Below are 26632 nucleotides of genomic sequence, written 5' to 3'. Positions count from 1 at the left end.
GCCGCCAGCCGCGGGAGCTGCGGCGTTCGCGGCGGTCCCACCAGCCATACCTGTTGCCATCTGTGCTGCCATAACCTAACTCCTCTGGGAAAGAGATAAATACATACATGTCTTGTTGCACAAAAGAGCCTGCTCGACAATAGTCTGCAAGCGGATAACAATACGTCAGTACCAAGAGAAGTTAATAATCACTCTCATATTCGCACTTTTGCCGTCAGCGCGTCATGCTGTTTTGTCCAATAATTTGATGGAGCCATAGTCTTTGCTAAAGTGATAGCGCGTGAGATTCAGGGCCTCCGGTTGTTCCATGATCAAGGCTCCGGATGTGAACTGATTTCGTCGGCAGATATCCCCTCCAGCGAAAATCGTAACGGTGCTCAACCACAGGAGACGTGATCCGTGGCCTATTCACAGGAAATCAGCCGCGACCAGCGCGGCGCCTTTATCTTTCTGGTGGATCAATCCAAATCCATGAACACCACCTTCGGTGTCGATGATAGCGGCCAGACGATCAGTCGGGCCCAGGTGGTAGCGGATGCGCTCAACCGAACCCTCGACGAACTGATCAACCGCTGTATGCGTGATGAAGGTGTCCGGGACTATTTCGACATCGGCGTCATCGGCTATGGGCGCACCAACCGTGCCGAGTTCTGCTGGCTGGGGAACCTTGCCGGGCGCAGCTTGGTGCCCATCTCCGAGGTGGCGGAGAACGCCGATACCATCGAGGAAGAAACCACCATCATGGTTCGCGGACAGCCGGTGGTCGAAAGGGTGGCAGTTTCCCGTTGGGTGGCGCCGGTGGCGGTGGAAAGCACCCCGATGAACGGGGCGCTGCGCTTGGCGCAGTCGATCCTGGAACCCTGGATTTCCGCAAACCCCGGGTCATTCCCCCCGGCCGTCATCAACATTACTGACGGCATGGCCAACGATGTGGACAGCGATGAAGAACTTCTGGCGACCGCCCGACGGTTGACCGGGCTGAAGACCAATGACGGCCACGTCCTGCTGATGAACTGCCATATATCCGGCGGCGACGACGCGCCGGTGGTGTTCCCGTCCAGCGCAGGCCAACTGCCTGACGACACCTATGCCCGCCTGCTGTTCGAGATGTCGAGCGAGTTGTCGGGCCGCCATCGTGCCATCATCTGCGAACTGTTCGAGCGCGATCTGAAGACCACGCCGACCCTGCGCGGCATGGCATTCAATGCCGATGCCATCGCTCTGGTCAAACTGCTCGATATCGGCACCCGGCCGGCCATCGTTTTTAACCAAGCCGCCGAGGCTTCGTCACACGCTCGGACCACGGAGTTCGAACAGTGACGTTCCCCGTATTGGCGGACTACAAGGCGGCACTCTCCAACGCCAAGGCCCGGTTCGCCACTCTACAGGTGACACCGTTCAAGGATGCCCGAGGCCACCCGCAGTTTCTCGCCGGAAACTTCGCCGGGGTGTTTCGGGTCACCGATTCCGAGGGATCGCTCTTGGCGATCAAGTGCTTCATCCGTGATCTTCCCGATCTGGAGCGCCGCTACCAAGCCATCGCCGGCTTCGTCGCCGCCAGCGGCTCGCCCTATATGGTTCCGCTCCGGTTTCACCGCGACGAACTCTACGTGACGTCGTCCATCGCCAAGCACGGCGATTACCCCGTCATCAGCATGCCGTGGATCGCAGGCCGCACCATCGGCGCCTTGGTCCAGACCCTGTGCGATAGCGACAAGCGCGGCGGCATCGCAGGCTTGAGCCGGGCCTGGGCGCGGCTTTGCCTGGATCTGCTGAACCGTGGCGTCGCCCATGGCGACCTTAAACACGACAACATTCTGATCGGACCGGATGGTCGGCTGAAGCTGATCGATTACGATTCCATGTATCTTCCTGAACTGAGCGGGCTGCCCTGCACCTTGCTCGGCAGCATCAATTTCCAGCACCCCGAACGCAACGAGACGCATTTCGATGCGACGCTGGATCACTTCTCCATGCTGGTGATGCAACTGTCGCTGCGGGCCTTGGTGTTCGATCCCGGTCTGCTCAAGCATTGCCACAGTGGCGAGAACCTCATCTTCACCCGGTCGGATTTCCTCAATCCGCAGGGCTCGGAACTGTTCCAACGGCTATCAGCCTTCGATGACCTTTACGTCCGCGATTGGACGGCACGGCTTGCACTGGCATGCGAATCGAATTCCATCCGCATACCGTCGATCAAGGCGATTTTATCTGCGGCCGCAGGGCTGGACATGAGCCCGGTAACCGGAGGTCTGAGGTGGCTTCTCTATCGGGTGTCCAGTGGAGCGCCAAATATCATTCCCAATGCCCGGCCGAAGCCTGCCGTTCCCATTCCTTCTGATCGCTCCAAGCCGGTGGTTGCCAACCGAGACGACGATCCGATCAATCGCCTGAGAAAGCTGAAGGCCGCCCTCGATGAGGGCCTGATCAGCCAGGCCGACTACGACGGTCAGAAGGCCAAGATCATGGAAAATTTCTGAGTGATCCAACTATCCTGCCACTCCGGTCCGTCAGAATGACGGGGGAGGAACTGGCCCTTCACTTGCGGTATCGTCGGATATTATTGTGGCAATGAAACCTACGGCTGAATGCATATATCGGGGAGGGGGTTCCATGCCTCTGTGTCTGAAAGATGACTTTCTTCGCATGCTCGCGAGCGAGATTCTCAACTTCTGCCATTGGATGACCTATGCGCGTCTCCGCAGGCACGTCTTGCGCAAACGATAGTCAGTCGGCATCTGCCCCGGCATCGGGGCGACTTTCCGTATTGGTTCCATCACTAGCCTTCGGGCGGAAAAGCCCATCGATAGGCCCTGTAGAATAGAGAATCGCCGCGTTTAAGGGCGCCTTGGATATGGCGATAGCGTCTCGGAGAAACCCGTATCTTCGAATCATCGAAAGGCCCCATGTCCGGTGCGATGATCCGGATGAATTCGAGAGCGGGTGGGTAGCCGCGTAGAGCAGAAGCAACGGTCATGGCCTTAATGGTTTCTCCCATTTGGCGCCAGCGTTCGACCGATGCTTCCCGTAGATCTTGATCTGAAGTGGGCGTAATGCCATCGCAGTTCTCGGCAGCCATACTCGTGAGCGGGATCGACCTCGTGATTCCCATGCGGGTCGCTACGGTGCTGAACGTCTCCCCAGCGCCCGTCCGAATGGCGCCGCCAATAGCTTTAATGCGAGGCAGGAGATGTCTTTTCGAAATCCCGGAAAGGGCGCGTAACATGTGGTAGCTGGCATTTCGCGCAGCTTTAAGGGCCGTTTCCAAGGTCGCCATGACGCCGCCGCGCAGACTATGGCCTTCATGGCCGTATCGAGGCCGCATCTCATTGGTGGGGTGATAGAAAGGACTTGTTCGAACATCAGGTGGCGCCCCACCTCTCGCCCGGAACTGCGCCGCAGGCTCCTCTATGGGCATATCCAGACTTCCGTCACGCCGTCCAATGGCTTCCTTCAATGCAGAGCCCAAAGGGCGATTGGCTAGGAATGTCAACGCGTCCTGCTCTCGCTGACTGCGCTCCTCAATTGACTTCGGTGGCTGGGCTAGGGGAGACATGGCATTGGCGATGCGAGCAGCCTCTACCCGGTCAAGATCAAGGTTTTCCATGACTGTCTGCCATTCGGACGGTCCGCCGAATGCCGCCATCAGAAAATAGTCACGCTCAACCGCGCGGAGATCATCCCAGCTCCGTCGGCTGCGTGATGGTTTGGCTGGTATGTACTCGGCGCACATGGGGCAATCTTTCCACTGTCTGTCGCGCTCCCCCTGGACTTGCCCGGAAAGAGTGGAGAGCGTTTCTCCGTTTATGCGGCTTCGGCCTCGAAGCGGCATGGGCTTTTAAATCCCAGGGCGGAATGTCGCCTGACGGGATTATAGAATCCGTCGATGTATCGGCCAATGGCGATGTCGGCTTGGCAGCGTGATTGCCAGATGGTTCGCCAGATCAGAACGTCGGCAATGTCTTGCAGGGTCCGCCATCGGAGGGGCAGGGCTCGGCTGGCCATGCGGTCGTCTTCCTGATTATCGGGGGGCGATCTTGGATACGTACCGGACGCCCGGCAAGCCATCGAAATGCTGGTCGCAGGTGAGCAGGTCGGCACCGTGGGCGAGGGCAGAGGCATAGATGATTGCGTCTGCCGTCGCCAGCCGGTGGCGAGCACACAAATCCGCCGCCGACAAGGCGATGGTGGTGTCGAGATCGATGACGACGCAGGTCTCGGTGAACGCGATCACCTGATCGGCCTTGTCCTCGCCCACTTCTCGCGTCAGCCATTTGGCGAGTTCCAATTGCACGATGGTCGGGACCAGCCAGTCGCCACGACCCGGCAACTGGCTGGTCAGAGCGGTTCCCACCGGCGAGCCGATCAGGCATTCGATCCAGGCCGAGGTATCGACGATGCGCATCATGGGCCGCATCAGAACCGGTCAGTGTGATCACGGTAGTCTTCCGGATTGGCTCCCCGCGCCAGTCCGAACAGCTCTTCGGGTTTCGGAACCGGCACCAGCATCACTCCCTCGCCCTTGGGGATGAAGGCGAATACCTGTCCAGCTTCCCAGTGCCGCGCCGTCCGCACAGCCTTGGGGATGGAGATCTGGAATTTGCTTGAGAGGGTGGCGATATCCTTTGTCGGCATGGCCGGTTCCCATCGATCAGTGATTGGTAAGACGATAGCGCGCTGTGGCGCGGATTGAAACCACCCGCTGCCGATTACACCGATTTTCCGCTTTTCTCGGGCGGGCTCTTCTTTCCCGCCATGTCGATGGCCTTGCCGACATGGTCGGCGGCGGCCCGCAGCGGTTCGTCGTAAAGATGGGCGTAACGTTGGGTGGTCTGCACCTGGGTGTGGCCTAGCATGGCGCCGATCATCGGCAGTGAGACACCGCCGCTGGCCAGCAGTGAGGCAAAGGAATGGCGGAGGTCGTGGATGCGGGCGCCGGTGATGCCTGCCACCTTGCACACTGCCGCCCAAGATCGCTTGACGTCGGTGAGCGGATGGTCGCCGCCCTTGCCGGGGAAGACGTATGGCCCGTCGGCGGTTTCCCTAATCCGCTTCAGCAGCGTCAGGGCATTGGCCGAGACCGGCACCCGGTGTTCCTTCCGCTGCTTGGTGTGGGCGCTGGGCTTGGTCCACACCCCGGCATCCAGGTCGAACATCTCCCAGGTGGCCTCCAGTACCTCGCTCTTGCGGGCGCCGGTCAGCATCAGCATGCGGATGGCGTCGGCCGAGATCGGCTCGTGGTGGGCTTCGAGCGCCGTCGATAGCCGGGACAGTTCCTCGGGCGACAGATAGCGCTGGCGTTTCTCTTCCGGATTACGCTGCTGGCCCGAGGCGGGGTTCTTCTCCACCCATTCCCAGCGGGTCGCCAGATTGAAGGCGCGGCGCACCACCTCGATGACGCGGTTGGCCCGCACCGGCGTGCCGCGCTGGGTGGTGATGTCGCGGTGCAGGGCCTCGATGTCGGTATGGGTGACGTCCGTCACCTTGTGCTTGCCCAGGATGGGCAGCACCAGCTTTTCCCACATCATTGTTTCGTCGGCCTGGGAGCGGGCGGCCTTGCGCGGCAGGTGGTCGCGCTTGTAGCGGTCCCACAGGTCGCGCATGGTGGGGGCGGCGCGGTCGGCATGGCGCTCGCCCATGGGGTCATTGCCAAGGTCCACTTCCCGCTTCAGGTTGCCGGCCTCGGTGCGGGCGGCGGCCACCGACCAGTCGGGGTAGCTGCCGATAGTGATGCGTCGCTGGCGACCGCCGACGCTGGCGCCTGGGAGAAACAGACGATCCGAAACACCAGACCGGCCGGGTTGAACACCACATGCTCGTGGGCATCGTTCATGACGATGGCCCAGTCCTGGCGGGTGATCAGCGCGCCGCAGCGGGCGCAATGCCAATTGACCGGCGCGGTTTTCGGCGTGGTGACGGCGTCAACCTAGTATTGACATCCGTCGCGCGGCACGGTCAGGCCTGTTGGGCGGCCAGGCGGACGGCCGATTCGAAGTCGGGCTGCACCGGGATCGGGCCGGCCGCCAGCATCAGATTGTCGACCAGGCCGAAATCCTCGACCTGCATGCCGTGCTGCAGGCAGAAGATGCGGCCGTCCTCGTCGCGGTCGTGCGGGACCCGCGACAGATAGGGCTGGATTTCCTCGCTCCAGGCGATCACCGGCTTGCCCAGCGCCTCGGCATAGCCCATTTCCCACGCCGAGCCGGCATCGGCCCCGGGGCCGCGAAACGGCGAGATGCAGACGATGACCATGTCGGCCGCGCGGATCTTGTCGATGTTGGACTGGCGGATGAAGGCGGCGCGCTTGTCGGCCTCCAGGGTGCCAAGCTCGGCCAGGCCATCGACCGGCGAGATGCCGATCAGGCCGTGCTTGGTGCACACTTCCTTCAGATAGTCGAGCAGCACCGTCGCCGCCGGATGGAAGATGGCGGGGCCGGCCAGATAGACCGACCGCTGGCGCTGCTCGGCCATCGGACTACTCGGTGCGCTGGATCAGGTGGAAGCCGAACGGCGTCTCGATGACGTCCGACACTTCGCCGGGCTGCATCGAGAAGGCGGCTTCCTCGAATTCCGGCACCATCATGCCGCGACCGAAACGGCCCAGATCGCCGCCTTCCTCGCCCGACGGGCAGTCGGAAAACTGCCGGGCGATCTGGCCGAAATCGGCGCCGTCATTCAGATCGTCCTGGAACGACTTGATGGCGGCCAGCGCCTCTTCCTTGGACCGTTCGGCCTGCGAGCGCATCGAGCCCTTGTACATCAACAAGATGTGGGAAGCGCGGACCTGGGACGACATGGGCTGTTCCTTTCGAACGAAGGGGGAAGGGTTGGCCCCGACCATGCCAGGGCAGGCGGGGTCAAATCAATGCCAATCGGCTGATCAGGATGGCGGCGGTGGCGGCGACGTTCAAGGATTGTACCCGGCCCGCCCCCGGAATGGTCAAAAGCTCGCCGCAGGCGGCCTGGGTGGCGGCCGGCAGGCCTTCCTCTTCATTGCCAAGAACAAGCGCTATCGGCTTGGTTTTCTTCGATAAAACCTCATCTACGGGGCGGTGGTCGCCCAGCGCCGTGCCGATGACCCGGTAATGGGCCGACAAAAGCTTCAAGACCCGGGGCAGGTCCTTGGCGCGGCTGACATCCAGCCATTCCAGCCCGCCCTCAGCCACCCGCCAGGCCGCTTCCGACGGCATTGCCTGGCCGGAATGATCGGACAGCACCAGATGTTTCAGGCCGAAGAAGGCCATGGTGCGGGCAATCGCCCCCAGATTATGCGGGTTGCCGACCCCGTCCAGGATCAGCAGCGGCTGGCCGGCCGCCGCCCAGCCCTTGGCGGCCTGCGGGTCGAACAAGGGCACGGCCCGGGGCCGGACCACGGCGATGATGCCGCCATGCAAGGGGCTGCCGGCGATCTTGGTCAGTTCCTCGGTGGCCACCTGGCGATAGGGTTTGCGGGCTGCCGCCAGGACCTTGCAGAAGGGGGCGGCCTGGGCCTTATAGCGCTCGTCGAAGAACAGCCGCAGCACCAGGGCGGGATCGTGGGCGAACAGGGCCGCCACCGCCGGCAGGCCGGCGATCTTCTCGGTGTCCTCGCGCGGGGGCTTGTGGGGCTGGGGCGGTCGTGGCATGTCAGGGGGATCATCCAATTCGGGAACCCGATTTGTGCCCCGTCTGATCCTGTTGAACAAGCCCTACGACGTGTTGTGCCAATTTTCCGACCGCGAGGGCGGAAGAAAGACCCTGGCCGATTTCGTTCCGGTCCCGAACGTCTATCCGGCCGGGCGGCTGGATCGCGATTCCGAAGGGCTGGTGGTGCTGTCCGATCATGGGCCGACCATCGCCCGGATCAGCCAGCCCAAGGCCAAGATGCCGAAAATCTATTGGGCCCAGGTCGAAGGCGTGCCGGATCAGGCGGCGCTGAAGCGATTATGCACGGGGGTTTTGCTGAAGGATGGGCCGACCTTGCCGGCCGGTGCGCGCCTGATGGCCGAGCCCGACGGCCTGTGGCCGCGCGATCCGCCGATTCGTTACCGTGCCGCCATTCCCACCAGCTGGATCGAGCTGACCCTGCGCGAGGGCCGCAACCGCCAGGTCCGGCGGATGACGGCTGCAGTGGGATTTCCGACGCTGCGCCTGATCCGCTGGGCGGTCGGCGACTGGACCTTGGCCGGGCTGGCGCCCGGCCAATGGCGGGAGGTCTAGAGGGCTCGAGGACCCGTCATTCCCGCGCACGCGGGAATCCACGCATCCGCCACTCAATTCTGTTCCGCCCCGGCATGGACCCCGCCTGCGCGGGGGTGACGATGCCAAGAGGGCTGAAAAGATCCCTTAGCGCTTCAGGATCGACGCCGGGAAGTGGGGCTTGATGCCGGCGGCGGCGGCGCGGGTCACGGCCATGCCGAAAGCGAAATGAGGGATGATGTAGGGACCGTTCTTGTCCGAGCGGCTGCCTTCGGCGCGCTCTTCCGCCAGGGCTTCGTCGATTTCACGCAGTTCGGCATGTCCCAGCATGATCTCTCGGTCCTTTTTGCTTTTCGGTTTCGGCCGGCTCCTGTGCGCGTAACAATAATCGTTCGCGAACAGCCCCAGCGTTGGACAGAATATTACCCAACCCTCCGGGTGCGTCGCAACAAAAATTTCGCATCTGCGAGAACTTCTAGGGTATCCACCTGAGCCCCCTGTGCCAAAAATGGCGCAGGGGGCTCATTTGATGATTGCCCCTCGCCGGGCGCGGCCATCCGGCCGCTTGGCCGCTCGCTCAATGCTCGCTAAAGCAGCGCGCCTTAGATTAAGGCCCGCTGCTCTATTTGCGGGCCAGATAGGGCTTCAGATAGGCGCCGGTATGGGACGTGGCGCAGGCCGCCACCTGTTCCGGGGTACCGGCCACCACCACGCTTCCGCCACCGTCGCCGCCTTCGGGGCCCATGTCGATGATCCAGTCGGCGGTCTTGATGACCTCCAGGTTATGTTCGATCACCAGCACGGTGTTGCCGCCCTCGACCAGGGTGTGCAGCACCTCCAGCAGCTTCTTGACGTCATCGAAATGAAGTCCGGTGGTCGGCTCGTCCAGGATGTAAAGGGTCCGCCCGGTGGCGCGGCGCGACAATTCCTTGGCCAGCTTGACCCGCTGGGCCTCGCCGCCCGAAAGCGTGGTGGCCTGCTGGCCGAGATGGATGTAATCCAGCCCGACCCGCTGCAGCGTCAGCATCTTGTCGCGGATCGAGGGGACCGCCTTGAAGAAGTCGGCGGCTTCCTCGATGGTCATGTCCAGCACGTCGGCGATGGACTTGCCCTTGAAGGTGATTTCCAGGGTCTCGCGGTTATAGCGCTTGCCCTTGCAGACGTCGCACTGGACATAGACGTCGGGCAGGAAGTGCATCTCGATCTTGATGACGCCGTCGCCCTGGCAGGCCTCGCAGCGGCCGCCCTTGACGTTGAAACTGAAGCGCCCGGCCTTGTAGCCCCGCGCCTTGGCCTCGGGCAGTTCGGTGAACCAGTCGCGGATGGGGGTGAAGGCCCCGGTATAGGTGGCGGGGTTGGAACGCGGCGTGCGGCCGATCGGCGACTGGTCGATATCGATGATCTTGTCGAGATGTTCGACCCCGTCGATGCGCTCGAACGGCGAGGCCTGGCCCTTGGACCCCATCAGCTTGCGGGCCAGCGCCTTGTACAGGGTCTCGATCACCAGGGTCGACTTGCCGCCGCCCGAGACGCCGGTGACGCAGGTGAAGGTGCCCAGCGGGATGGCGGTCTCGACATTCTTCAGATTGTTGCCGTTGGCCCCGACCACGGTCAGGTGGTGGCCGTTGCCCTCGCGCCGGTGGGCGGGCAGGGGGATCAGATCGTGGCCGACCAGATAGCGGCCGGTCAGGCTGGCCGGATCGGCCATCACCTGCTCGGGCGTGCCTTCCGACACCACCCGGCCGCCATGGATGCCGGCCCCCGGTCCCATATCGACCAGATAATCGGCGGCGCGGATGGCGTCTTCGTCATGTTCGACGACGATGACGGTGTTGCCGATGTCGCGAAGCCGCTTCAAGGTGCCCAGCAGGCGGTCATTGTCGCGCTGATGCAGGCCGATCGACGGCTCGTCCAGCACGTACAGCACGCCGGTCAGGCCCGAGCCGATCTGGCTGGCCAGGCGGATGCGCTGGGATTCGCCGCCCGACAGCGAGCCCGAGCCGCGCGCCAGGGTCAGGTAATCCAGTCCGACATCCATCAAGAAGCCCAGGCGGTCGTTGATCTCGCGCAGGATTCGCCGCGCGATCTCGCGGTCCTTGGGCTTCAATTGGGCGTCCAGGCCGCCATACCATTCATGGGCCTTGGCGATCGAGAATTCGGTGACCTGCGAGATATGCAGGCCGGCGATCTTGACCGCCAGCGCCTCGGGCTTGAGCCGCGCCCCGCCGCAGGTCTCGCACGGCTGGGTCGCCTGATAGCGCGACAATTCCTCGCGCACCCACGACGAATCGGTCTCGCGCCAGCGGCGGTCCATATTGTTGATGACGCCCTCGAACGGCTTGTTGGTGGTGTAGCCGCGAAAGCCGTCTTCATAGGCGATGGCGATCTCTTCCTTGCCGGTGCCGTACAGAATGGCTTCCCTGGCCTTGGGCGGCAGCCGGCGCCAGGCGGTGTGGATGTCGAAGCCGAAATGTTTGCCCAGGCCCTCCAGGGTCTGCTGGTAATATTGCGAGGTCGAGTTGGCCCACGGAAGGATGGCGCCTTCGCGCAAGCTCAGATCCTCGTCCGGGACCACCAGTTCGGGATCGAAATAAAGCTTCACCCCCAGCCCGTCGCAGGACGGGCAGGCGCCGAACGGGTTGTTGAAGGAAAACAGCCGGGGCTCGATCTCCTCGATGGTGAAGCCCGAGACCGGACAGGCGAACTTGGCGGAAAAGGTGGTGCGCTCGCCGGTATCGGCGTTCTCGGCGATGACCAGGCCGTCGGACAGGCTTAGTGCCGTCTCGATGGAATCGGCCAGGCGGTTGCCCAGGCCCGGCTTGATCACCAGGCGATCGACCACCACCTCGATATCGTGTTTGCGCTTCTTGTCGAGCGCCGGCACTTGATCGACCTCGTACAGGGTGCCGTCGACCTTGACGCGCTGGAAGCCCTTCTTCTGCAGGTCCAGCAATTCCTTGCGATACTCGCCCTTGCGGCCGCGCACGAAGGGGGCCAGCAGGTAAAGCCTGGTGCCTTTGGCCAGGTCGGCCACCTTGTCAACCATCTGGCTGACAGTCTGGCTTTCGATCGGCAGGCCGGTGGCCGGCGAGTGCGGCACGCCGACCCGGGCCCACAACAGGCGCATGTAATCATAGATCTCGGTGACGGTGCCGACGGTCGAGCGCGGATTGCGCGACGTGGTCTTCTGCTCGATGGAGATGGCCGGGCTTAGGCCCTCGATGCTTTCGACGTCGGGCTTTTGCATCAGCTCCAGGAACTGGCGTGCATAGGCCGACAGCGATTCGACGTAACGGCGCTGGCCCTCGGCATAGATGGTGTCGAAGGCCAGGGACGACTTGCCGGAACCGGACAGGCCGGTGATCACCACCAGCTTGTCGCGCGGCAGGTCGATGTCGATGTTTTTCAGATTATGCTCGCGCGCGCCGCGCACGCGGATGAAACCGCTCATGGAGCAAACGTCCCTCGTCACCGTCAGAGGGGCGTGATCTTAGAGAGGTTATGGGAACAAAGAAAGACCGCGTTGCCTCAGGGCAGCTTTACTTTTTCTGCAGGTCCCTTCATCCAGGCCAGGAAATCGGGTTCCTTCTGGCCGGCATAGCCCTTGGTGCGCACGAAGGCGAAGGCGTTGACGAAGGGTTCGGGGGCGAGATAGCCGACCTGCTTCCAGGCCAAGGCCTGCGGACCGCCGCCCTTGGGGATTTCGTCGAAGAACAAGATGGTCGGCGTGGCGCGCACGCCCAGCTTCTTGGCGTAATCCTTTTCCGACAGTACCTGGCCGTCGATATCGGTGATCTCGCGGCTGCCATACAGGTCGATCTGCAGAAGCTGGTAATGGGCCTTGAGATAGGTGGTGACGCGCGGATCGCGCAGATTGACCTCGTGCACCCGCTTGCAGGCGCCGCAGCCCCGTTGTTCCACCACCATCGCCAGCCTTTTACCGGCCTTGGCGGCTTGCTCCGCGTCCTCCTTCAGGTCCATGAAGCTGACCAGGAACCAGTCGGGATGGTAGAAGCCGTCCTCGGCCAGAACCGGAGGCGGCAACGCCGGCTCGGCGGCTGCAGCGGGCCAGGCGGCCAGCAGGGCAAGGGCAAAGGCTGCGACGGTGGGCTTCATGGCGGTTCGCTCCGGATGGCGACAGCGCACGATACACAGGATTTGAGGGAGTTTCGAGGGCGCAGCCTTGAGTCTGAAGTATACCACCGGCCAAAAAAAACGGCCGCCTGAAGCGGCGGCCGTTTCATGTCTGGCGGAGAGTTATGTCGGTGGCGCCTCCGCCGCCGCTGACGGCTTCGGCGTATGACCGTTCGTCGTCGTGACGGACGAAGCGCCGGAGGTATTCATGGTGCGGACGATATTGCCGGGATCGTCGAAGCGATCGCGGTCCTTGATGGTTTTCGACGGTGCGCCGAACGAGTAGCGGATGCCGGCCAGAAAGAACGGCGTGCTTTTGTTATCGATACCGGAATCGCCGATCAGCGACAGGGGGGTATCCTCGAACAATTGGTACTCGAAGCCAACCTGGAGGGTGCGGTGGTTTCCCGTGCCGCCGACACTGGTGGCGAGCGCCAGATAGGGGGTGGGGTAGTAGATGCCGGCCAGCGACGCGTAGCCGGTGGTGTCGCCGTTCGCGTTCTGAGCGCCGAAGGACGGCAGCACCGAGAAATCGCCGAGATATACTTCGGCCTCCAGGCCGGCGCGGCGAATGTCCGAGCGGGAACCGAGATGCGGCCCAGCGACGCTGGACCACATTGCGGTGGCGCCCAACAGGAAGGACCGCGGATCACGATAGAACAAATGTCCGGCGAAGCCGCCGCGCATGTCCTGGTCGGCGTTGCCCAGCGCGGCGTCCAACTGGACGCCCAGGCTGTGGCCCAGGGGGGCGGTGCCGGTAAAGCCGGTCATAACGGCGGCCCCTCCGGCCAGGGTGCCGGCGCTGACATCGACTTTCATGTTGGGGGCGGAAACCGCCGGCGGCGCATCCTCGGCCCAGGCAGGTGCTGCCAGGCCGGAAGTCAGCAGGCCGATGGCGGCGATTGCACGGATAAAACCGGTTTTCATCATGGCAAGCGTCTTCCCATCAAGGCCGGGAGGAGAATCCAACCGACTGCGTTCCGTCACGAGAAAGTTCCTATTGTAACTTGGCCGAAAAGACCAGGATCAAATTGTGTCAATGGGGTGCATCTTTTTCGGCCGGTCGCCGCCCGATTGACTTCGGTTAAAGGTCGGATTGGCAGCATGACGTATTGCTAATTTAGCAAATATGCGAGGGCATTGCCATGCTGTCAGGGCCGCGGGAAATCGTCACGCCGTTCCGTCCGATTCCGCTGTCGGTGCCCGACGGCATGAAGCCCAACGAGTTCTTCAACAGCACCGAGAACCTGAACGATCTGGCCCACAATAACGGCTTGCTGCGCAACCCCGAGGGTCTGCTGCTGTATCGCAAGGCGCTGGGCCACAGCAATCTGTTCGATTGCTCGATCATCTACGACACGTCACAGACCATCCTGGACCCGCTGGGCCGGCCGGTGCGCCGGACCCAGGTGCCCGACGCGGCGCGCCACGTCTGGAACCGCATGAACCAGATCCTGATCGCCTTCATGCTGGAACGTTACCCCGATCCCGCCGCCCATCTGGTGCTGGCCGGCGAGGCCAGCCTGGATGCCACCTGGCCCTTGACCTCGCCCGGCGTGCCCAGCATCCGCATGCTGCACAACCACTTCATCGTGTTCGACAAGGCCGATCTGGCGGCGGCGCCGCTGGCCGATCAGGCCAATCCCAACCTGACCGACGGCGGCCAGCATTCGCTGTTCCAGGCCCATATGCGCGCGGTCTACCGGGCGTTCTTCGACGGGCTGGACCTGAAGATTTTGCGCCCGTGCCAGGCCGGCTCGTGCCGGCTGGCCCTGACCGGCTATCCCCAGGGGCTGCCCAGCTGGGAGATCCAAGGCGGGGGGGATTCGTTGAAACGGGTCGAGTTCTGGGACGAATACGACACCATCTTGAAGGGCTTCCTGGATTTCTATCGCACCTTCTTCGGCCAGGTCTCGACCCGCAATGCCGCCTTGCCGGCCGATCTTTACTTTCCCGATCTGGTGCGCAGTCGGCTGCAGTTCGACAATGATTTCCTGAAAGCCGCGAAGATGGTGCGCGACCGCTGCATCGGCGACGCCCGCTATGCCAACGCCATCCGCTGGCAGCCGGCCTTCAAGCAGCTGATCTACAGGAATGACGAGGGCAAGCTGATCGTCACCATCAGCCAGAACTCGATCGGCAACGCCATCACCGAACTGCTGGGCGTGGTGGTCAACCGGGTGCCCGACGCACAAGCCTATGGCCAAGCCGAGCCGGCCTTGGTCGAGCAATTGCTGGAAGTCCGCCGCCGCCTGGTCGAGGCCGACCTTGGAAACGCCATCGCCACCCCGTCATGGGGTGGCGATATCTAAAAACGGTCCGCGCTTCGCGCGCCTTAAGCCCGCGCGGCGTTTGAGCGGGCCCGGCACGGGCCGCGCTTCACGCAAAACTCAGAACGGGATGTCGTCGTCGAGGTCCGGCGGGGGCTCCCAGCCCGAGCCGCCGCCGCCGCCGCGCTGGCCACCGCCACCGCCGCCACCGCCGCCACCGCCCGAACGCTGCGGGGCGCTGCCGCCGCCGCCACCGCCGCCGCCATAGCCGCCATCGTCGTAGCCGCCACCGCCGCCGCCGCCACCGCCGCCGCCGCCGCCGTCACGGCCGCCCAGCAGGGTCAGCTCGCCCTTGAAGCGGCCGATCACCACCTCGGTCGAGTACTTCTCGGCGCCGTCCTTGTCGGTCCATTTGCGGGTCTGCAGCGCGCCTTCGATATAAACGCTCGAGCCCTTCTTCAGGTAACGCTCGGCGACGTCGGCCAGGTTGGGGTTGAAGATCACCACCCGGTGCCATTCGGTCTTCTCGCGGCGCTCGCCGGTGCCGCGATCCTTCCACGATTCCGACGTGGCGATGTTCAGGTTGACGATCTTCGAACCGTCCTGCGAGGTGCGCACCTCGGGATCGCGCCCCAGATTGCCGACCAGAATGACCTTGTTGACGCTACCGGCCATGCCGCTTGCTCCTGACGTAAATTTGACGCGGGACTTTAGCCGATGGCAATCGGCCTGTCACGGGGCGATAGATGTGCCGGGAGCCGTTGTCGCACTGCACGATATCTGGTAGCGTGCGCCGTTCTTCCGGTTCTGTAACCAAGGGTGACCCGATTGACCGCCGTCCCGATGCCGCCCAGCTTCGACATCACCCCCGTCACCATCGAAGAGGAAATGCGCCGTTCCTACCTCGATTACGCCATGAGCGTGATCGTGGCGCGTGCGCTGCCCGACGTCCGTGACGGCCTGAAGCCGGTGCACCGTCGTATTCTTTACGCGATGAAGGAAGGCGGCTACGACTACAACAAGCCGTTCCGCAAGTCGGCCCGCATCGTCGGTGACGTCATGGGTAAGTATCACCCCCATGGCGATTCGGCGATCTATGACGCCATGGTCCGCATGGCGCAGTATTTCTCGATGCGGCTGCCGCTGGTGGACGGGCAGGGCAATTTCGGCTCGATGGACGGCGATCCGCCGGCGGCGATGCGCTATACCGAAGCCCGCATGGCCCGCTCGGCCCATTTCCTGATCGAGGATATCGACAAGGAAACCGTCGATTTCGGCCCCAATTACGACGATTCGACGGTCGAGCCGCTGGTTCTGCCGGCGCGTTTCCCCAATCTGCTGGTCAATGGCGCCGGCGGCATCGCGGTCGGCATGGCCACCAACATCCCGCCGCACAATCTGGGCGAGGTGATCGACGCCTGCTGCGCCTATATCGACAATAACGACATCACTCCCGAACAGCTGATGGAGCTGGTGCCCGGCCCGGATTTCCCCACCGGCGGCACCATCCTGGGTCGGGCCGGCATCCGCTCGGCCTATACCACCGGGCGCGGTTCGGTGGTGATGCGCGGGCGCTGCCATGTCGAGGAGATCCGCAAGGACCGCGAGGCCATCGTCGTCACCGAGATCCCCTATCAGGTCAACAAGGCCCGCATGCTCGAGCACATCGCCGAGTTGGTGCGCGACAAGAAGGTCGAAGGGGTTTCCGACCTGCGTGACGAATCCGACCGCGACGGTGTCCGCGTGGTGGTCGAGATCAAGCGCGACGCCATCGCCGACGTGGTGCTGGCCCAGCTTTACAAGTTCACCCAGTTGCAGACCTCGTTCGGCGTCAACGCCCTGGCCCTGAATGGCGGCCGGCCGCAGATGATGCCCCTGAAGGACATCATCGTCGCCTTCGTCAACTTCCGCGAGGAAGTGATCACCAGGCGCACCATCTTCGAGCTGGGCAAGGCGCGCGAGCGGGCCCACGTGTTGGTCGGCTTGTCGATCGCGGTGGCCAACATCGACGACGTCATCGCCCTGATCCGCAAGGCCCCCGATCCGGCCACCGCGCGTGAGCAATTGATGGCCAAGCGCTGGCCGGCCCTGGACGTCGAGCCGCTGATCCGCCTGATCGACGAGCCGGGCCGCGGCATCGAGGAGGGCACCTACCAGCTGTCGGAAGCCCAGGCCAAGGCCATCCTGGAACTGCGCCTGCACCGCCTGACCGGTCTGGAACGCGACAAGATCGGCGAGGAATTGACCGGCATCGGCGAGCAGATCAAGGAATATCTGGAAATCCTGTCGTCGCGGCCGAAGCTGTTTGAGGTTCTGCGCGGCGAGTTGATCGACATGCGCAACCAGTTCGCCACGCCGCGCCGCACCACCATCGAGGATTCCGAGTTCGAGGCCGATATCGAGGATCTGATCGCCCGCGAGGACATGGTGGTGACGGTGACCAACACCGGCTACATCAAGCGGGTGCCGCTGTCGACCTATCGCGCCCAGAAGCGCGGCGGCAAGGGCCGCTCGGGCATGAGCATGAAGGACGAGGATTTCCTCGCCCAGGTGTTCGTCACCAGCACCCACACCCCGGTCCTGTTCTTCTCGTCCACCGGCATTGCCTACAAGCTGAAGGTCTATCGTTTGCCGCTGGCCTCGCCGCAGGCCAAGGGCAAGGCGATGGTCAACATCCTGCCGCTGGCCGAGGGCGAGACCATCTCGACCGTCATGCCGCTGCCCGAGGATGAAGGTACCTGGGGCGAGCTGAACGTGATGTTCACCACCTCGAAGGGCGATGTCCGGCGCAACATGTTGTCGGATTTCGTCGATATCCGCGCCAACGGCAAGATCGCCATGAAGCTGGCCGACGACGAGCAATTGATCGCCGTCCAGCCCTGTTCCGAGGCTGACGACGTGTTGCTGGTCACCCGCCTGGGCAAGGCCATCCGCTTCCCGGTGCCCGAGGTCCGCGTCTTCAAGGGCCGCGATTCCACCGGCGTGCGCGGCATCCGCCTGGCCGAGGACGATCAGATCATCTCGATGTCGATCCTGGCCCATGTCGATTTCGACATGGAGACCCGCGACGCCTATCTGAAGGGCGACCTGACCGGCCCCGAGGCCGAACGGATGAGCGCCGCCGAGCAATTGCTGCTGACCGTCACCGAGAACGGTTATGGCAAGCGCACCTCGGCGTTCGAATACCGCATCACCGGCCGCGGCGGCCAGGGCATCGCCAACATCGACATGACCGAGAAGAACGGCCCGGTCGTCGCCACCTTCCCGGTCGACCACGAAGACGAGATCATGCTGGTGTCCGATGGCGGCACCCTGATCCGTATGCCGGTCGACGACATCCGCATCGCCGGGCGCAAGACCCAGGGCGTCATCGTGCTCCGTACCGCCGAGGGCGAGCGGGTGGTGTCGGCGGCCCGCCTGTGTGACATCAATGGCTCCAACGAAGAGCCGGGTGAAGAAGAGGACGATGTGTCCGACAGTGGAGAGCCTAGCAGCGTCGCATCACCCGGAGGGGAGAATGAGTGAGCGGGTTGGGCTGTATCCTGGGACGTTCGATCCCATTACCAACGGCCATTTGGACATCGTTACCCGCGCGGCACGGGTGGTTGATCGCCTGATCGTCGCCGTCGCGGTCAATGCCGGCAAGGGGCCGCTGTTCTCGGTCGATGAACGGGTCGAGATGGTCAAGGCCGAGGTCGCCATAGTGGCGCGCAATCACAACGTCAACATCGACGTTTTGCCGTTCGGCACGCTTCTGGTGGATTTCGCCCATTCATGCGGAGCCAACATCATCATCCGCGGTTTGCGCGCGGTGTCGGATTTCGAATACGAATTCCAGATGGCCGGCATGAATGCGCGCCTGTCGCCCGACATCGAGACCTTGTTCTTGATGGCGTCGGAACGCTGCCAGTTCATTTCGTCGCGCTTCGTCAAGGAAATCGGCCGCCTGGGCGGCGACATCAGCCAGTTCGTTAGCCCGGGCGTCAAGGCCAGGCTGGACGAACGCTTCCTTGCTCTGTGATCACTATAAAGACTTCGGGAGGACCGTCCTTTGGACCTTGAAAATACGCTGTATCTTGAACTGAAGGACGGCCGCGTGGTGATCGAGCTGCGCCCCGACCTGGCTCCCAACCACGTCGCCCAGATCAAGCGCTTGGCGCGCGAGGGCTATTATGACGGCCTGAAGTTCCATCGGGTGATCCCCGGCTTCATGGCTCAGACCGGCTGCCCCGATGGCACCGGCATGGGCGGGTCGGGCACCAAGCTGAAGGCCGAGTTCTCGCGCGAGAAGCATGTGCGCGGCACCTGCTCGATGGCGCGCTCCTCCAGCCCGGACTCGGCCGATTCGCAGTTCTTCATCATGTTCGACACCTCAGCCCACCTGGATGGCAAATATTCGGTGTGGGGCAAAGTGGTGGACGGCATGGATCATGTCGATGCCATCAAGAAGGGATCGTCCTTCAACAACGGCACGGTCGAGGACCCCGACTGCATCGTGTCGATGAAGGTCGCCGCCGACGTCAAGGAGTGATCATGAAGCTCGTCAAGGCCATCGCCCTGGCCGCCCTGCTGGCGGTCCAGGCTTTCTCGCAGGCGTTCGCCGCCGACCCCGAGAACACCCTGATCATGGACCTGCCTTGGGGCCAGGTGACCATCGAGATGCGGCCCGATCTGGCGCCGCAGCACGTTGCCCGCATCAAGGAACTGACCCGCAAGGGCTTTTATGACGGCACGCCGTTCCATCGCGTCATGGCCGGTTTCATGGCCCAGGGCGGCGATCCCACCGGCACCGGCACCGGCGGCTCGGGCGTCAAGCTGCCGGCCGAGTTCTCGGGCGAGCATTTCGTCCGCGGCGTGGTCGGCATGGCCCGCTCGTCGTCGCCCAATTCGGCCGATTCGCAATTCTTCATCATGCTGGCGACGGCGGCGTCGCTGGATGGCAAATACACCATCTGGGGCCGGGTCCTGGACGGCATGGAGCATGTCGACAAGATCACCAAGGGACCGGAATCGGAAAACGGCATGGTCGCCAAGCCGGACAAGCTGGTGCGCATGCGGGTTGCCGCCGATGTGAAAAAGTAAGCGCCGGCATTGACCGGCGGGCGCCATCTCCCTATGGTGTGCGCCCCAAACGGTGAGAGCCCGTAGCTCAGTCGGTAGAGCACGTGACTTTTAATCATGGGGTCTCGGGTTCGAATCCCGACGGGCTCACCAACCGAAAGCCGCAGAAACCCTAGGGTTCTGCGGCTTTCGTTTTTTGTTCTCGTGCGAAAAATGTGTTCACAGATTTCGCGGTTTACCGCCATTTTCACGGATTACATTTTGTTCTGTGGCGCACGGATGGCGCATGCGAGTTTGCTGCGTTCCTGTCGCGTTCTCCTACGCAATCGGCGGCGCCTTGGCCAGCAGGTTGCGGGTCTCGGCGCTGTCGGCCGAGCCGCCGAATTCGAAATCGAAGGCCGTCACGAACTTGTTGGCGAGCATCACCGCGATGGAAAGGATGGTGCCGCCCAGCGCCGTGTTCCCGTCGATCTGGCCGAAGATCATGGCGCAGATGCAGGCAACAACACCAATCATCGCCACCACCAGAAGAACGTTCGCCCGGTGGTTGGTCCTACCGGCCTTGGTGATTTCCATGTCGCGAGCGCGAGCACCCTGACGGTCGCCTAGGGTCGCCTGGAAGGCTGCCAAGGTGTTGTTCATCCGAGCCATGGTCTCGGCATGGGCGAAGGCCTGGGCCTGACTGCGCAACTGCGCCAGCAGAACGGGATCGGACAGGGTCTCGCGCGCTGCCGCCGGATCGTCGGTGCCGGTCAGCGCCTTGACGGTGGTGGCGATCTTCTCGACCGTCTTGGCGGCGTCGTCGTCGCCGAACAGGTCGGCGATGTCGGGCGCGAGGTCGATGGCGACCTTGGCCAGGCCCAGCACTGGATTGGCGGCGATGGCGGCGACATCGCCCAGGATGGTGGTCAGGTTCATTTACACCTCCATGGTTTCAAGGCCCAGCGCGGCCATCGCGTGGGCATGGTGTTTCCGGCGGTCGGTCTGGCCGGTCAGTCCGCCGTTGATGCGCCGAGTGATGGCGTCGAAATCGCCGGCATCGGCCAGGGCGTTCAGGTCGCGGGTGTGCCAGAACCACGCCGCCGAGCGGGCGGCCGGGGCCGGCTCGATCAACTGGTCGGGCTGGTCGACCAGGGCCAGCCCCAGGTCGGAACCGCAGGCGGCATATGTCGCGCGACCGGTCAACTGGATCATCCCCCGGCCGCGATAGCGCCAGCCGTCGCCGCTGGCCTCGTCGCCGTTGCCCATGCGGTCGGCATAGACGCGGTTGGCGATCGCGACCGGCTGGCGAGCATAGACGGCGGCCAGATCCGGGGTGAACCGCTTCGGCCAGGCGGCCAGCAAACCCTGGGCCGAATAATTCAGGTTCTCGATCAGGCGGGCGAGCGACCCGCTTTCATGGGCCACCTGGGCCAAGAAGGCGGCCAGCCGGGCAGGACTATCGATCGAGAATTCGGTGCAGGCCTGGGCCAATGGTTCGGCCAGGCGGTGGATCGCGGCGGCCGATGCCGCTGGCACCGCCGCCTGAAGAATGGACACGGTCAGCATCGCTTACTCCTTCTTGACGGTGGGGTTGAACGAACAGGTCAGCATCACATTTTCCCCCAGCAGGTGATGGCAGAGCCCCAGGTCAGGGCATCGTCGTCGGCTTCGTCCAGCGCTTCGCGGGCCGACCGCAGGATTTGCGCGCCGTCATCGACCAGGCTTGACGGCACCATGACGTCGTCGGCCAGCAGATCGCCGGATATCCGGGCAATGAAGGCGGTTTCGTCATCCAGCGCCTTGGCCGCCGCCGGGTCGATGAATGCCAGGGCTTGACGCCAGGCATTGGCGTCGGCCGCTTCGCGGGTGTGGAAGGCGCCAACTTCGGCCTGGATTTCAGCCCAGCTCTTGCCGTAGGGATCGACCCCCATACGGTCAAGCTCGGCCAGGCCGGAATGATAGGCATCCCATTCCAGCCGGGCGTTGAGGTCGGTACCGCGCACCCGGTCGGCGCCTTCGATATCCAGATCGTCGGCGATGGCGCGGCGCAGCTGGTCGGGGCTGGGGCGTTCGGCATATTCGGGAAAGAAGCCATCTTCCCAGGCACGCAGGGCGGCATCGTCCAGATGCTGGCCCTTGGCGGAAATCAGGCCGGGCCGCAGCTTGTTGTCGATGCCCAGATGGGCCAGCCAGCCGTCATCGTCCCTGAGGCCGCCCTTGCGGCGCAGGAAGGCCGACAGCGTCTCGGGCGGGCGGGAAGACGGCGGCGCCAGTTCTGGCGGCAGGGACTTGCGCTCATTACGCGCTGCGCGCATATTGGTGGTGACGGGACTGTCACCTGCGGGCCGTGGATTGCCATCGGTGCCGTGTGTTTCGGGGCTTTCGGCCATGGAACCGGTGAAACGGGCGTCACGCGGCGGTGCGCCCTTTGGGCCACCGCCGCCGTCTTTCGGCCCCTTGTTCCAATAGGCGGTAACGACGCCAAACATGGGGCGCTTGTCGCTCTTGGCGATTTCCACCACGGTCAGCCAGTTGCCGTCGATCAGCCGTCGCCACTTAATTTCATGGCCGCCTTTACCAATGCCCGATGAAACCAACTCGCCACCTTCGACCACGTCGGGGATCAGGCTGACGTGTTCGAGGCGAAACGGGATTTGATCCTGGCCGTGGCCATTGACGATGTGACGCACGGTGTCGCTGGTCAGGCGACGAACTGGGTGCGTGCGGAAATCGTTGCTGTCGGGCCAGTCTTGGAATGCAGCCCTGACCTGATGCGGCGGCATGACGCCGTACACCACGACGTCTCCGGCCTTGGGATCAGCCAAGGCGCGGGCCGTCAGATCGCCAAGGGTGTCGATCCTGTGCGCGCGGAACCGGGCTTCCACCTCGGCAGGGATCGGATCGCCCGAGCGCAAGGCGCGGAACACCGTATCGCTGGCGTCTGAAAATGCCACATCACCTTCCACGCCGGCCGGGAACGGATTGCCGGCCCGCGCCGCCGCCACGCCCTTCAAGACGTTTTCGGCGGCGCGGGTTTCGCCGTCTTCGACCACCTGGCCGGCGGCCTTGGCAGCCTGCCAACGATCAAGCAGGCCCGACATGCCCAGGCCGACGGCGTGCAGGCCGCCGCCCAGGACGGCGCCGCCGCCAGCGGCCCAGGCCACCTGTTCGGCCGCATCCCCCAGGCCATAATCGATCCCGGCCCGTTGGTTGAAATCGGCGACCCTGGTTTGCACCAAGGCCTCGCCAGCGGCGCCAACCACCGCCTCGCGGCCAGCGGTGCCGGCGACGGCACTGCCGGCCAGGGCCAGCCGTTCGGCCAGGGTCGCCTGGGCAGCCGCCTTGACGCCGGCCCCAGCGCCGCCGCCGAACACCAGCATGGCCCATTGCAGCGGGTCTTCCATCACGCCCTGCGCCGAGCCCAGGAACGAGCCCAGGCCGGACCAGCCGACTTCGGTGCCGGGGCGGGCGGCATCGTCCTTGACCTGGCGGGCGCGGGCGAACACCTGCTGCTGCATGTCGGCGGCCGACTTGACCGGCACCTGCGGATGGGCCGGCGCCAATTCCTCGATCCGGGCATGGAATGCATCGACCTGGGCTTGACGCCAGGCCAGATTGCGGCGCACGTCGTCCGCGCTTTGGGCGTAATTATGGTGCTGGTCCGACACTCGCCAGGGATTTTCCAGCCGTTGGCCGGTGGCCTGGAAGACTTCGTCGGCATAATCGTCATAAAGGTCGCGCCGCGACCGGCTTTCGGAATTGGAATTCAGCCGATAGCGCTGATCGTCCAGCGCCCTGGCCAGCGAGGCGTCATAATCCAGCACCGGGCCGACCAGCGGGCGGGCGGCGGCCAGGTCGGTGGCGGATCGGATCGAGGCTTCGGAAACAAACATCAGTCGGCCCCCATGCGGTTCAGCCGGGCCTTGAAGCCCAAATCCAGTTCCAGCGGACGCCCGAACTTGTCGTGCACGAAGGCGCCGCCGATCTCGACGAAATAGCGGCCCGGTTCCTTCATCACGAACCGGCCGTGATGGCGGACCTGCGCAGGGGTCACCTTGTCCTGGGCCATCAGGAAATCGTTGTCGGTCAGGCCATCGACCAGCTTGGTGATGTCGGCCTGGGTCACGCCCGGCCGGGGCGCCGGGAAGGATTTGCCGTTCCAGGCGACCACGCCGCCGGTGACATCGGTGACGGCGGCACGAAACAGCACAGGATCGACCGCCACCTGATGGGCCTTGCCAGCGGCATGCGATTTGGCGGCATAGCTGGAAATCACCGCCTGCTGAATGCCGGCCTGATCTTCGGGGGCCATGGCGGCCAGGGCGGCAGGCGGCAAGGCGGTTTCGAAGAACAGCCGAAACGCTTCATCCTTGGGCGGCAGATATTGGCGGCCGCCGCCGGCCTTGTCGGAAGACAGCGACTTCCTGAGCGCCTGGCCGAACAAGATGTCACGGGCCACCTGGCCGCCATTGCCGCCGCGCGCGGCGATGGCCCCGGCCTGGGCGGTTTCGTTGTCCTTGGCGCCGATGGCGTCCAGCACCTCGGGCAGGCGGCGGGTGCCGAACCCCTTGGCCAGGCTGCCCAGCAGCCGGGCCTTGTCGTCGGGGCTGCCGGCGTCCAGCCGGGCATGAAGGTCGGCCAGCTCGGCCTTGTCCAGGGCAGACACCGGTATCTTGTGAATGCCCGACAGCCGGTCGGCGAACCGGGTGCGTTCGGCCAGACTGTCGGGATTGGACCAGTCGATGGCCGGAACGGCGAAACCTTGGCGGCGGGTATGGCCGATGGCGTCGGTGGCCAGGGCCTTGGATTGTTCGGCCAGCACCGACCGGGCGATTTCGGCGCGGCGCGGATCGCCGCCAGCCTTGGCCGTCTGTTCATAATCTTGTGCCTTGGCGGCCAGGGCCGGCAGCGGCATATGGGCCAGATCAACCGCCAGATCGGCGGCGCGAACCGTTTGCGACAGGCGGGCGGCCAGGCGGTCATCGCCCAGAGTGCGGGCCTTGTTGGCCAGATCGACCAGCGGCTGCGCGCCATAGCCCCGTTCGGCGCGAAACAGCGCGTCGGCCGCCTGGTCGTGCAGGGCCGACAAAGCCTCGCGGCGCTGTTCCTTCAGATCCGACAGGCCGCGTTCCATTTCCGCCTGCCAGCGGGTCAAATCGTCAGGGTCCTGGTCCTTGTGGGCGGCGGGAAGCCGGCGGACGAAGGCTTCGGCGGCGTCCAGCCCCTTGGCTTTGACGCGGTCGAATTCCCCCAGCACGGCGGCGCGGGCGCGATTGCGGCGGAAGCCGTCGGCCAGTTGCACCTTTTGCGTCTCGTGCAGGTCGGTGCGGCGCGTCAGATAATCGGCCCAGGTGGCGTCATGGCCGGCGGCGGCGGTGGCGTTGCCCGATCGCCAGGCCTGTTCCGACTGGCCGTCGGCGTTCAGCATCGCCGACAGCATGTCGCCGTTGGCACGGTCCTCGGCCAGACGCAAATCCTTGGTGGCCTTGGCGGCGACCAGGTCCGAGTGCATCAGGGCGCCGCGCTTCAGTAGCTGGGCTTGCACCTCGGGCTGCAATTCGGCCGGCTGGTTTCGCACCAGCCCGGCCGACAGCGCCGCCCACTGGTCCTTGAAGCCGTCGGGATTGTCGGCATATTGGGCCTTCCACTCGGTCGCCTTGGCGTGGGTGTAGACGTCCAGGCTGGCGGTGTAGCCGCCAACCATGGCGTCATTGAACGCCTTGGCCCGCACGGTGTCGCCGGGGGCAAGGGCGATGACACCGCCATCGGCGCCGGCCTTGACGCCGGCCGCCGCCCCTTCTTGGCGGGCCTGGATCGCGACCTGCTCGGCGTCTGCGGTCTGGGCGTCCTGGATCATGTCGCCGGCCGTCTGCGACAGGAATTCGGCCAGGGCGGCGCCGGTGCCGCCGGCTGCGCCGGCCGATGCCAGCGACCGGCGAGGCCGGGTGGACCGGGCCAGGGATGACGGGAAGGTGGTGCGACCGCGCAAGCTCATGACGTCACCCGATCGCCCGGCGGCCGGACAGCACCGACCAGGCATCGCGGCCGAATTGCAGGCCCGAGCCGAACAGCTCGCCCTTGGCCGACCGGCGGAGCGCAGCGCGACGCAGGCCGTTATCGGCCCGCATCGCCAGCTCCTCGGCGGCGATGACGTCGCCCTGGTCGTTGGCGTCGCCGACCGCCGAGGCCACCAGGCGGGCCGCCGTCTGGCCGCCCTGGCTGGCACCACGGGCGCCGAACATCACCGACTGGGCTGCCAGCACGCCGCGCAGATTGTCCTCGTTGTCTCGCGCGCGGGTTTCGGCGTCCAGTTCCGTCGCCAGGCGCTGCTGTTCCAGCGCCGCCTGCTGGGCTTCGGCCGAGGCCTGGGCATTGGACGCCTGCATCGCGCTGGAGGCGGCGGAAACGCCCAGGCCGGCCGCCTCGCCATAGGTCAGCAGGGCGCCGGAACCGGACCCACCGATCAGCGACGGAAACAGGCTGGAGCTTGGCGCGGCCGGGACCACGGGCATCATGCCAGGTGCTGCGGCCGAAGTCGGCCCCATGGTGGCCACCGTCGCCGTCGGCGCGGTGGTGCCGATGGCGGCGGGCGCGGTGCTGACGGCGGCCGGCGCGGTGCTGGCCAGCATCCCCTGCGGCGCGCCCAAGGCGGCCAGTTCCGACCCGGACACGAAAGCGCCGGGGGCGGTGGTGCCGATACCGGCGGTGAGGGGGGCGGCAGAGCTAGCGCCGGCCATTGTCTGGCCAGCGAGCGCGGCGCTATCGGCGACCGTCATGGTTTCGCCAGCCAGAAGGGCAGTGTCGGCAACCGTCATGGTTTCAGTCGCAAGAAGTGCGGTGTCGGCAACCGTCAAGGTTCCCGCCAAGCCTTCTGCGGCGGCCATGCCGCCAGCCATCCCCTCGGCGGCGGCAGCCCCAGCCAGGCCGAAACCACCGGTGGCGATCGCCAATCCACCGATGGCCAGCAGGGGAAGGATGGTGGCGCCTGCGTTCTTGCCCATGATCTT

Annotated in this window: 25 protein-coding genes, 1 tRNA gene and 1 pseudogene; 9 read left to right on the top strand and 18 right to left on the bottom strand. The window is 64.5% G+C overall.

The genetic code is table 11. The features are described from left to right. The first annotated feature begins 399 nt into the window (after positions 1-399). Positions 400-1320: a hypothetical protein gene (locus A6A05_RS10075; RefSeq protein WP_068500122.1), complete on the top strand. Its 921-nt coding sequence runs from the start codon at positions 400-402 to the stop codon at positions 1318-1320. Next, entirely contained in the window at positions 1317-2480 is a 1164-nt protein-coding gene (locus A6A05_RS10070) for a serine/threonine protein kinase (protein ID WP_068500118.1), read from the top strand. The genes A6A05_RS10075 and A6A05_RS10070 overlap by 4 nt, the downstream gene beginning before the upstream one ends. A gap of 299 nt (positions 2481-2779) precedes the next feature. Here A6A05_RS10070 and A6A05_RS20830 read toward each other — a convergent pair whose 3' ends face one another. The 8 genes and pseudogenes from A6A05_RS20830 to A6A05_RS10040 all read right to left on the bottom strand — a co-directional run bounded on the left by A6A05_RS20830 (position 2780) and on the right by A6A05_RS10040 (position 7625). Continuing rightward, positions 2780-3733 (bottom strand): hypothetical protein, encoded by a 954-nt coding sequence (locus A6A05_RS20830; protein ID WP_156520998.1) that lies wholly within the window; start codon positions 3731-3733, stop codon positions 2780-2782. 71 nt (positions 3734-3804) lie between these two features. Next, positions 3805-3948: pseudogene (locus A6A05_RS20165) on the bottom strand (IS3 family transposase); the annotation flags it as partial. Positions 3949-4021: 73 nt separating this feature from the next. Next, positions 4022-4417, bottom strand: a complete 396-nt coding sequence (locus A6A05_RS10065) for a type II toxin-antitoxin system VapC family toxin (protein WP_068500115.1) — start codon at positions 4415-4417, stop codon at positions 4022-4024. Continuing rightward, positions 4417-4635, bottom strand: a complete 219-nt coding sequence (locus A6A05_RS10060; protein ID WP_068500112.1) for an AbrB/MazE/SpoVT family DNA-binding domain-containing protein — start codon at positions 4633-4635, stop codon at positions 4417-4419. Before A6A05_RS10060 ends, A6A05_RS10065 begins: the two co-directional genes overlap by 1 nt. A 74-nt stretch (positions 4636-4709) precedes the next feature. After that, positions 4710-5846 carry a tyrosine-type recombinase/integrase gene (locus A6A05_RS10055; protein ID WP_281193268.1) on the bottom strand — a complete coding sequence of 379 codons (1137 nt, stop codon included), beginning with the start codon at positions 5844-5846 and terminating at the stop codon, positions 4710-4712. Between the two features lie 109 nt (positions 5847-5955). Then, entirely contained in the window at positions 5956-6471 is a 516-nt protein-coding gene (locus A6A05_RS10050; protein WP_068500107.1) for a nucleoside 2-deoxyribosyltransferase, read from the bottom strand. 4 nt (positions 6472-6475) lie between these two features. Continuing rightward, positions 6476-6796 (bottom strand): peptidylprolyl isomerase, encoded by a 321-nt coding sequence (locus A6A05_RS10045; RefSeq protein ID WP_068500104.1) that lies wholly within the window; start codon positions 6794-6796, stop codon positions 6476-6478. Between the two features lie 61 nt (positions 6797-6857). Continuing rightward, positions 6858-7625: a TrmH family RNA methyltransferase gene (locus A6A05_RS10040; RefSeq protein WP_068500101.1), complete on the bottom strand. Its 768-nt coding sequence runs from the start codon at positions 7623-7625 to the stop codon at positions 6858-6860. Positions 7626-7659: 34 nt separating this feature from the next. Here A6A05_RS10040 and A6A05_RS10035 point away from each other — a divergent pair, with 34 nt between their 5' ends. After that, positions 7660-8199, top strand: a complete 540-nt coding sequence (locus tag A6A05_RS10035) for a pseudouridine synthase (protein WP_068500097.1) — start codon at positions 7660-7662, stop codon at positions 8197-8199. A gap of 126 nt (positions 8200-8325) precedes the next feature. Here A6A05_RS10035 and A6A05_RS10030 read toward each other — a convergent pair whose 3' ends face one another. The 4 genes from A6A05_RS10030 to A6A05_RS10015 form a co-directional block, all read right to left on the bottom strand. After that, complete coding sequence (locus tag A6A05_RS10030; protein ID WP_068500095.1) at positions 8326-8508, bottom strand: hypothetical protein; 183 nt, start codon at positions 8506-8508, stop codon at positions 8326-8328. 292 nt (positions 8509-8800) lie between these two features. After that, positions 8801-11629: an excinuclease ABC subunit UvrA gene (gene uvrA / locus A6A05_RS10025; protein ID WP_068500092.1), complete on the bottom strand. Its 2829-nt coding sequence runs from the start codon at positions 11627-11629 to the stop codon at positions 8801-8803. Positions 11630-11706: 77 nt separating this feature from the next. Continuing rightward, positions 11707-12294, bottom strand: a complete 588-nt coding sequence (locus tag A6A05_RS10020) for a thioredoxin family protein (RefSeq protein WP_082910853.1) — start codon at positions 12292-12294, stop codon at positions 11707-11709. Positions 12295-12435: 141 nt separating this feature from the next. Beyond that, positions 12436-13281 carry a hypothetical protein gene (locus tag A6A05_RS10015; protein WP_156520997.1) on the bottom strand — a complete coding sequence of 282 codons (846 nt, stop codon included), beginning with the start codon at positions 13279-13281 and terminating at the stop codon, positions 12436-12438. Between the two features lie 176 nt (positions 13282-13457). Between A6A05_RS10015 and A6A05_RS10010 the strand changes: the two genes are divergently transcribed. Further along, positions 13458-14624: a hypothetical protein gene (locus A6A05_RS10010; protein ID WP_068500086.1), complete on the top strand. Its 1167-nt coding sequence runs from the start codon at positions 13458-13460 to the stop codon at positions 14622-14624. 78 nt (positions 14625-14702) lie between these two features. Here A6A05_RS10010 and ssb read toward each other — a convergent pair whose 3' ends face one another. Continuing rightward, positions 14703-15257 (bottom strand): single-stranded DNA-binding protein, encoded by a 555-nt coding sequence (gene ssb / locus A6A05_RS10005; RefSeq protein WP_068500084.1) that lies wholly within the window; start codon positions 15255-15257, stop codon positions 14703-14705. Between the two features lie 168 nt (positions 15258-15425). Here ssb and gyrA point away from each other — a divergent pair, with 168 nt between their 5' ends. The 5 genes from gyrA to A6A05_RS09980 all read left to right on the top strand — a co-directional run bounded on the left by gyrA (position 15426) and on the right by A6A05_RS09980 (position 19796). Further along, complete coding sequence (gene gyrA / locus A6A05_RS10000) at positions 15426-18107, top strand: DNA gyrase subunit A (RefSeq protein ID WP_082910852.1); 2682 nt, start codon at positions 15426-15428, stop codon at positions 18105-18107. Further along, on the top strand, positions 18100-18603 hold the full coding sequence (gene coaD / locus A6A05_RS09995; RefSeq protein ID WP_068500079.1) for a pantetheine-phosphate adenylyltransferase: 504 nt from the start codon (positions 18100-18102) through the stop codon (positions 18601-18603). Before gyrA ends, coaD begins: the two co-directional genes overlap by 8 nt. Positions 18604-18633: 30 nt before the next feature. After that, positions 18634-19113 (top strand): peptidylprolyl isomerase, encoded by a 480-nt coding sequence (locus A6A05_RS09990; RefSeq protein ID WP_068500076.1) that lies wholly within the window; start codon positions 18634-18636, stop codon positions 19111-19113. Positions 19114-19115: 2 nt separating this feature from the next. Beyond that, positions 19116-19664: a peptidylprolyl isomerase gene (locus A6A05_RS09985; RefSeq protein WP_068500126.1), complete on the top strand. Its 549-nt coding sequence runs from the start codon at positions 19116-19118 to the stop codon at positions 19662-19664. 56 nt (positions 19665-19720) lie between these two features. Continuing rightward, a tRNA-Lys gene (locus A6A05_RS09980) sits at positions 19721-19796 on the top strand. A gap of 165 nt (positions 19797-19961) precedes the next feature. Here A6A05_RS09980 and A6A05_RS09975 read toward each other — a convergent pair. Genes A6A05_RS09975 through A6A05_RS09955 form a run of 5 tightly spaced genes read right to left on the bottom strand, consistent with a single transcriptional unit; the run spans position 19962 to position 26626 of the window. Further along, on the bottom strand, positions 19962-20561 hold the full coding sequence (locus tag A6A05_RS09975; protein ID WP_068500074.1) for a hypothetical protein: 600 nt from the start codon (positions 20559-20561) through the stop codon (positions 19962-19964). Beyond that, entirely contained in the window at positions 20562-21191 is a 630-nt protein-coding gene (locus A6A05_RS09970) for a glycoside hydrolase family 19 protein (RefSeq protein ID WP_068500071.1), read from the bottom strand. A gap of 44 nt (positions 21192-21235) precedes the next feature. Continuing rightward, positions 21236-23518, bottom strand: a complete 2283-nt coding sequence (locus A6A05_RS09965; protein ID WP_068500068.1) for a hypothetical protein — start codon at positions 23516-23518, stop codon at positions 21236-21238. After that, positions 23518-25620 carry a hypothetical protein gene (locus A6A05_RS09960; protein WP_068500066.1) on the bottom strand — a complete coding sequence of 701 codons (2103 nt, stop codon included), beginning with the start codon at positions 25618-25620 and terminating at the stop codon, positions 23518-23520. Before A6A05_RS09960 ends, A6A05_RS09965 begins: the two co-directional genes overlap by 1 nt. A gap of 4 nt (positions 25621-25624) precedes the next feature. After that, complete coding sequence (locus A6A05_RS09955) at positions 25625-26626, bottom strand: hypothetical protein (RefSeq protein ID WP_068500063.1); 1002 nt, start codon at positions 26624-26626, stop codon at positions 25625-25627. Between the last annotated feature and the right edge of the window lie 6 nt (positions 26627-26632).

The organism is Magnetospirillum moscoviense, assembly GCF_001650635.1.
GTDB classification, from domain to species: domain Bacteria; phylum Pseudomonadota; class Alphaproteobacteria; order Rhodospirillales; family Magnetospirillaceae; genus Magnetospirillum; species Magnetospirillum moscoviense.
This window is presented reverse-complemented; position numbering and strand designations above follow the sequence as displayed.

What these genes read in the sequence shown, in the direction of transcription:
- A6A05_RS10030 (WP_068500095.1), bottom strand. Translation starts at nt 8,508, where the DNA reads ATGCTGGGACATGCCGAACTGCGTGAAATCGACGAAGCCCTGGCGGAA.
- A6A05_RS10045 (WP_068500104.1), bottom strand. Translation starts at nt 6,796, where the DNA reads ATGTCGTCCCAGGTCCGCGCTTCCCACATCTTGTTGATGTACAAGGGC.
- uvrA (WP_068500092.1), bottom strand. Translation starts at nt 11,629, where the DNA reads ATGAGCGGTTTCATCCGCGTGCGCGGCGCGCGCGAGCATAATCTGAAA.
- A6A05_RS10010 (WP_068500086.1), top strand. Translation starts at nt 13,458, where the DNA reads ATGCTGTCAGGGCCGCGGGAAATCGTCACGCCGTTCCGTCCGATTCCG.
- A6A05_RS09985 (WP_068500126.1), top strand. Translation starts at nt 19,116, where the DNA reads ATGAAGCTCGTCAAGGCCATCGCCCTGGCCGCCCTGCTGGCGGTCCAG.
- A6A05_RS09975 (WP_068500074.1), bottom strand. Translation starts at nt 20,561, where the DNA reads ATGAACCTGACCACCATCCTGGGCGATGTCGCCGCCATCGCCGCCAAT.
- coaD (WP_068500079.1), top strand. Translation starts at nt 18,100, where the DNA reads ATGAGTGAGCGGGTTGGGCTGTATCCTGGGACGTTCGATCCCATTACC.
- A6A05_RS10060 (WP_068500112.1), bottom strand. Translation starts at nt 4,635, where the DNA reads ATGCCGACAAAGGATATCGCCACCCTCTCAAGCAAATTCCAGATCTCC.
- A6A05_RS20830 (WP_156520998.1), bottom strand. Translation starts at nt 3,733, where the DNA reads ATGTGCGCCGAGTACATACCAGCCAAACCATCACGCAGCCGACGGAGC.
- A6A05_RS10040 (WP_068500101.1), bottom strand. Translation starts at nt 7,625, where the DNA reads ATGCCACGACCGCCCCAGCCCCACAAGCCCCCGCGCGAGGACACCGAG.
- A6A05_RS09955 (WP_068500063.1), bottom strand. Translation starts at nt 26,626, where the DNA reads ATGGGCAAGAACGCAGGCGCCACCATCCTTCCCCTGCTGGCCATCGGT.
- gyrA (WP_082910852.1), top strand. Translation starts at nt 15,426, where the DNA reads ATGCCGCCCAGCTTCGACATCACCCCCGTCACCATCGAAGAGGAAATG.
- ssb (WP_068500084.1), bottom strand. Translation starts at nt 15,257, where the DNA reads ATGGCCGGTAGCGTCAACAAGGTCATTCTGGTCGGCAATCTGGGGCGC.
- A6A05_RS10050 (WP_068500107.1), bottom strand. Translation starts at nt 6,471, where the DNA reads ATGGCCGAGCAGCGCCAGCGGTCGGTCTATCTGGCCGGCCCCGCCATC.
- A6A05_RS10065 (WP_068500115.1), bottom strand. Translation starts at nt 4,417, where the DNA reads ATGCGGCCCATGATGCGCATCGTCGATACCTCGGCCTGGATCGAATGC.
- A6A05_RS09960 (WP_068500066.1), bottom strand. Translation starts at nt 25,620, where the DNA reads ATGAGCTTGCGCGGTCGCACCACCTTCCCGTCATCCCTGGCCCGGTCC.
- A6A05_RS10020 (WP_082910853.1), bottom strand. Translation starts at nt 12,294, where the DNA reads ATGAAGCCCACCGTCGCAGCCTTTGCCCTTGCCCTGCTGGCCGCCTGG.
- A6A05_RS09965 (WP_068500068.1), bottom strand. Translation starts at nt 23,518, where the DNA reads ATGTTTGTTTCCGAAGCCTCGATCCGATCCGCCACCGACCTGGCCGCC.
- A6A05_RS09970 (WP_068500071.1), bottom strand. Translation starts at nt 21,191, where the DNA reads ATGCTGACCGTGTCCATTCTTCAGGCGGCGGTGCCAGCGGCATCGGCC.